Source organism: Ilumatobacter sp., from assembly GCF_041688325.1.
Classification (GTDB): Bacteria; Actinomycetota; Acidimicrobiia; order Acidimicrobiales; family Ilumatobacteraceae; genus Ilumatobacter_A.
In genome coordinates this window covers 1-4,324 of sequence record NZ_JBDNIJ010000007.1, presented here as the reverse complement: position 1 = coordinate 4,324, position 4,324 = coordinate 1, and the positions used below count along the sequence as shown (strand labels likewise).

Below are 4,324 nucleotides of genomic sequence, written 5' to 3'. Positions count from 1 at the left end.
GTCGGTTTCGTTCTGGTCGGTTTCGTTCTGGTCGGTTTCGTTCTGGTCGGTTTCGTGTTCTGGAGTCTCTGCCGATTCGTCGTCGACCTGGTTCGCCTGATCGACAGTGGGGTCGACCTGCTGCAACACGGCAGCAGAAACAGGAGTCACATTGGTCACATTGGTGGCAGAGGCGGCCGCAGCGAGTCCGCCGGCTCCGAGGACGAAACCGACTCCCGCGAGTCCGGAAAAGACACTTCGCTTGGTAATACGCATGTCAGGGGGTTCCTTTCGTTGTCGCCGAGCGGTTCTCGGTGATCTGGAAACCACAGTGCCCATCGCGACCTTGACGCAAGCTGAATCATTCTGAAGACGCTTTCAGCTGATTTCAAGAAGCCTCCGCGCCGCAGACGACGACCTTGGCAATCGTGGTTCGGTTCCTCATGAGGAATGGACTCGCTTTCGTGTTGGTCTTCCGCGGAGATGCCTGAGGCCGGTATCGCACAGCGAGCCGATCGGCGAATGATTCAGACGTGTCTGATGCCATGACTCAGATAGGCACGTTTGTGTCATGTGCGGGCGTCGAAGCGGAGCGAAGCTTGGCAAGTGAATAGTTCTTCGCACTCGGACTCCGCCAGCACCGACGTTCATGTTGTGGTCGAGATTCCCAAAGGGTCACGCAACAAATATGAACTCCGACACGGGACCGAAGAAATCTGGCTTGATCGGCACCTCTTCACTGCAACGCTGTATCCCGCCGACTACGGCTTCATCCCCGACACGCTCGGCGAAGATGGTGACCCGCTCGACGTGTTGGTGCTGCTCGAGGAGCCGACGTTTCCGGGCTGCCACCTCTGGGGTCGGCCGATCGGCGTGTTCTGGATGAGCGACGACGCCGGCCCGGACGCAAAGATTCTCACGGTGCCAGCGAACGACCCGCGCTGGCAACACGTGCTCGACATCGATGATGTCGCCGAGCATTTTCGTGCCGAAATCGGTCACTTCTTCGAGGTCTACAAGGCGCTCGAGCCATCAAAGTTCACCGAAGTGAGAGGTTGGCAGGGCCGCGACGAGGCGCTCGAGGTCATCGCAGCATCTCGGGAACGATTCATCCCGGACTGAGGTGACGTCGGCCGCTGGTCGCTGCGTTGTCGTTTCGCACTCAACTCAGTTCGTTGTTGTGATCGATCAGTCGACCTGATTGCCCCGAGCGATACGCCGCGAATTCAACCGATCCTCGATCAGCGCATCATCGAGACCAAATTCTCGTGCAGCGTCCACTAACGAAATTTGGTCATCCTGTGCGCGGCGCACGATCTCGGTGGCGGCGTCATATCCAACAATCGGGTTCAGCACGGTCGCCGACGCCAACGTGTTGTCAGCCAACCACGCAAGCCGTGCGGTGTTCGCCCCGATTCCGGCCACGCACCGCTCCGAGAACAGACTCGTCGCGGTCGCGAGGATCTGCATTGATCCCAAGAGGTTTCGAGCGATCAGAGGAACCCGGACATTGAGCTGGAAGTTCCCCTGCATCCCGCCGATCGTGATGGCCGTGTCGTTGCCAATCACTTGTGCCGCCACCTGCAATACGACCTCAGCGAGCACCGGGTTGACCTTGCCTGGCATGATCGATGAACCCTTCTGCAACTCCGGCAGCGTGATCTCACCCAGCCCGGCTCGCGGCCCACTCGCAAGCAGTGCAATGTCGTTGGCGATCTTCGTGAGCGACACCGCAATGACTTTGAGCACGCCCGACAACTCGACGAGGGCATCCCGACTGGCCTGAGCCTCGAATCGGTCGACCGGCTCGACCGCCTCGATGCCGGTTCGTCTGACGAGTAGTTCGAGCACCCGGCGTGCGAAGTCGGGGTGTGTGTTCAACCCGCTGCCGACAGCGGTTCCGCCCAGGGGCACCGCCGACACCCGCGCGATTGAGCCTTCGACCCGCTCGATGCCCAGCTGCATCTGTTGGGCAAACGCCCCGAATTCCTGACCGAGTGTGATCGGCACGGCGTCCATCAGGTGGGTCCTACCCGCCTTCGCCAGATCAGCGAACTCGATCGACTTCGCTGCAAGTGATTCATGGAGTGAACGTAATGACGGAATCAGGCTCGTGGTTGCCATCTCGAGCGCCGCCAGATGGACAGCAGTAGGGAACACATCATTCGAGCTCTGGCCCAGATTGACATGGTCGTTGGCGTGTACGCCGTTGCCTGCGAGATGAGCGATGACCTCGTTCACGTTCATGTTCGTCGACGTCCCCGACCCCGTCTGAAAGATGTCGACCGGGAACTGGTCGCCGTGCTGCCCGGCGCCGATCTCGTCGGCCGCAGCAGCCACGCGTCGAGCGATTTCGCCGTCCAGCATCCCCAACTCAGCATTCGCCGTCGCAGCGGCTGACTTGATCCGACCGAGCCATCGGATGACCGAAGCCGGCACTCGCTCTCCCGAGACCGGAAAGTTTTCCACTGCCTTTTGCGTTTCACTACCCCAGTACTCGACCATCACTGCTCCTTGTGTCGAACTTCGGGCTGAGTTGACGCTCTGTTGATGTCACCAAGACCGTTGCGTCATCGGCACCTCGGAGTCTAGAAGGGTAGGACCAAGGGGGTCCGCGTCCAGCGCTGACGGGTTGATCTCATCGGAATCGGTCCGACAGCGTCATGTGCTGCGCCGAGAACGAGACGACCGTGGCAACGAGTCACTCGTCGATGTCGGCGGATGTTCAGAACGAAACCGATACGGAAACTGGGGTGCTGCACCGCCGCGACCACATGGATGAGACTTTGCTGTTCCGCCCTGAGAAGGCCCACGAGATGAAACTCAACCTGAACACGAATGGACCGCTGCCGCCATCGCGCAGCACCTCCCCGCTGTGAGCCAGCGTGCGGTCGCACTGGTCCCGCCGCGCGACACCGACTGAACCCGTCCGGCGCTCATGCGTGCACAATGACACGAATGGGTCACGCAAAGTCCGGGAGGAGCGGCAATGCTGGAGGTCTGAAGGACGGTCTCCCATGCCGAATACCCGCGACACCAGCGACACCGACACAACCTCCATTACGGTCGTGATCGTCGACGACCACGAAGTGGTTGCGCTCGGCCTCCGGGCACTCCTTGCAGACGCCGACGGCATCGATGTCATCGGGACGGCCACAACCTGTGAAGCGGCAGTCGAGCTCGTTACGAAGAAGCGTCCAGACGTCGTCCTCATGGACTATCGCCTCCCCGACGGCACGGGCGCCGAAACGGCCCGCGCGTTCAAAGAGGCTCAGCTCGGTACCAACGTGGTGATGATCACCTCGGTCGCTGATCGCCGGGTACTCTCCCAGGCGCTCGATGCCGGTTGCTGTGGCTTCCTGTCGAAAAACAGCGACCGAGCCGATCTGGTTCATGCCATCACTGCTGCCGCGGCCGGCGAGTCGTACTTCACCCGCGACATGTTGCAGCACCTGGTGCATCTTCGTCGTTTCGACGACATCGGCCAGGCCGAACTGTCAGATCGAGAAGTCGAGGTTCTCCAACTGACAGCCGATGGCATGTATCCCGAGGAGGTAGCCAAGCAGCTGCACCTCAGCGCGCACACCGTCAAGAACCACCTCCGCCACGCCATGTCCAAGTTGGACGCTCACACCAAGCTCGAAGCCGTCGTCAAGGCGGTCCGTGCACGGATCATCTCTCTCGAGGAGTAGAACGATCATGAACACCGACGCGGGCGAGGCCGCACGTGCAGAACCCTCACGGGGCGGCGGTGGCAGCGACGCGACGTTCGGCGTGGTGATTGCCGACAACGACAACAACGTTCGACAAGCACTCGCTGACCTGATCAGGGATCACCCCCGGCTCCACCTCGTCGGTGAAGCGACGGACGGGTTGGAGGCAGCAGCTCTGTGCGCACAACACGTTGTCCACGTCGCCCTCGTCGACGTGCGCATGCCGCACGGTGGCGCCGATGCGGTCACGGCGATCAAAGCAGCGAATCCACACACCATCGTTGCCGGTTACACCACTCTCACCGACCGCCGGACCCGTGAACGCCTGCTCGAGGCCGGTGCTGCAGCAGTGTTCGCCAAGGGCGGGGGCCTCGACATCGGTGACGAGATCGTTCACCTCGCCGCAACCTGACCCATCCCAACTCATCGCCCACCCGCCAGTCTGGAAACAACAACATGAAGCTCCGCGTACTCTCGATCAAGCCAGCCCGCATCATCTGGGGGCGCCATCCTGCGGTCCGCACCGCGGACCAACTGACACTCGGCGAACGCTCAGCAGACCGGCTTCGTAACGGCATGGGCTCGTGGGCGTTCGTCATCAGCGCGCTGGTGTTTCTTGCAGTGTGGATGGC

Annotated in this window: 6 protein-coding genes; 4 read left to right on the top strand and 2 right to left on the bottom strand. The window is 61.3% G+C overall.

The genetic code is table 11. The features are described 5' to 3' along the window. Nucleotides 1-255 (bottom strand): hypothetical protein (locus tag ACH2EI_RS00430; RefSeq protein ID WP_395158824.1); only part of this gene is annotated, 255 nt, incomplete at its 3' end. Nucleotides 256-585: 330 nt separating this feature from the next. Here ACH2EI_RS00430 and ACH2EI_RS00425 point away from each other — a divergent pair. Beyond that, nucleotides 586-1,101, top strand: a complete 516-nt coding sequence (locus tag ACH2EI_RS00425) for an inorganic diphosphatase (RefSeq protein WP_395154161.1) — start codon at nt 586-588, stop codon at nt 1,099-1,101. A 66-nt stretch (nt 1,102-1,167) separates the two neighbouring features. Here the strand turns inward: ACH2EI_RS00425 and ACH2EI_RS00420 are convergent, their stop codons facing one another. Further along, nucleotides 1,168-2,484, bottom strand: coding sequence for a class II fumarate hydratase (locus ACH2EI_RS00420; protein ID WP_395154160.1), 1,317 nt, complete (start codon nt 2,482-2,484; stop codon nt 1,168-1,170). 206 nt (nt 2,485-2,690) lie between these two features. On the opposite strand from ACH2EI_RS00420, the gene ACH2EI_RS00415 reads away from it, so the two are divergent. The 3 genes from ACH2EI_RS00415 (at nt 2,691) to ACH2EI_RS00405 (ending at nt 4,104) form a co-directional block, all read left to right on the top strand. Then, nucleotides 2,691-2,858, top strand: a complete 168-nt coding sequence (locus ACH2EI_RS00415; protein ID WP_395154159.1) for a hypothetical protein — start codon at nt 2,691-2,693, stop codon at nt 2,856-2,858. A 138-nt stretch (nt 2,859-2,996) separates the two neighbouring features. After that, a complete protein-coding gene (locus tag ACH2EI_RS00410) occupies nt 2,997-3,671 on the top strand; it encodes a response regulator (protein ID WP_395154158.1) in 675 nt (224 codons plus the stop codon). A 7-nt stretch (nt 3,672-3,678) separates the two neighbouring features. After that, nucleotides 3,679-4,104 (top strand): response regulator transcription factor, encoded by a 426-nt coding sequence (locus ACH2EI_RS00405; RefSeq protein WP_395154157.1) that lies wholly within the window; start codon nt 3,679-3,681, stop codon nt 4,102-4,104. Nucleotides 4,105-4,324: the final 220 nt, after the last annotated feature.

Coding starts and splice junctions, on each gene's coding strand:
- ACH2EI_RS00420 (WP_395154160.1), bottom strand. CDS start 2,484: ATGGTCGAGTACTGGGGTAGTGAAACGCAAAAGGCAGTGGAAAACTTT.
- ACH2EI_RS00415 (WP_395154159.1), top strand. CDS start 2,691: ATGTCGGCGGATGTTCAGAACGAAACCGATACGGAAACTGGGGTGCTG.
- ACH2EI_RS00410 (WP_395154158.1), top strand. CDS start 2,997: ATGCCGAATACCCGCGACACCAGCGACACCGACACAACCTCCATTACG.
- ACH2EI_RS00405 (WP_395154157.1), top strand. CDS start 3,679: ATGAACACCGACGCGGGCGAGGCCGCACGTGCAGAACCCTCACGGGGC.